1 protein-coding gene is annotated in these 670 nt (G+C 61.9%); it reads right to left on the reverse strand.

Going from position 1 to position 670, the window contains the following annotated elements; genetic code table 11:
• Nucleotides 1–670 (reverse strand): type IV secretory system conjugative DNA transfer family protein (locus HY26_RS02315; RefSeq protein WP_158531399.1); only part of this gene is annotated, 670 nt, incomplete at both ends.

The following is a 670-nucleotide window of genomic DNA, read 5'->3' on the forward strand; positions in this document are numbered from 1 at the left end:
TTGAGGCCATAGCCTGCCATATAGGCGAGCGTGCTTTCGAAGAAGTCGAGGCGCCCAAGGGCAGGAAACTCGTCCAGCATGAACAGGACACGCCGACGGGACTTTACGACCGGCACAGAAACCTGCGGCGTAAGCAGCCCGCAAACTCCGAGAATGTTCGCCAAAAGCGATCTGCCACGCGAGAATACCGAAGGACGAATCTCGAGATGCTCCGTCAGCCGCCGGCCCACCTGATTGAGGATGAGGCGCATCAGGGGCTTCGTCCGCGAAAGGTCCGAGGGCGGGACGACGAGGTAGAGCGAAAGCGGCCGGTCGCCGGACACCAGATCCTCGATCCGGAAATCGCTCCGCGAGGTGACTTCGGCAATCACCGGGTCGCGATAGAGCGACAGGAACCGCAGCGCTGTTGACAGCACGCCGGAGAGCTCGTTCTCCGCCTGGTTCATCAATTCTCGGGCTGTCTCGGCGACGACGGGATGAACCTTTGGCGCATCGCTGGTCCCAAGGTGGTTTGTCCGGAGCATGATCGACAGCGTCGTGCGGAATGTCCGGTCGGGATCGGCAAGGAAGCTCGATACGCGCGCCAGCGTCTTCTCGCGCTCGGCATAAAGGACGTGCAGGATCACGCCGACGAGCAGGGAGTTCGCCTTGTCGACCCAGTGCCCGAGAT

The organism is Hyphomonas sp. GM-8P, assembly GCF_003263315.1.
In the GTDB taxonomy this organism is placed as follows: domain Bacteria; phylum Pseudomonadota; class Alphaproteobacteria; order Caulobacterales; family Hyphomonadaceae; genus Hyphomonas.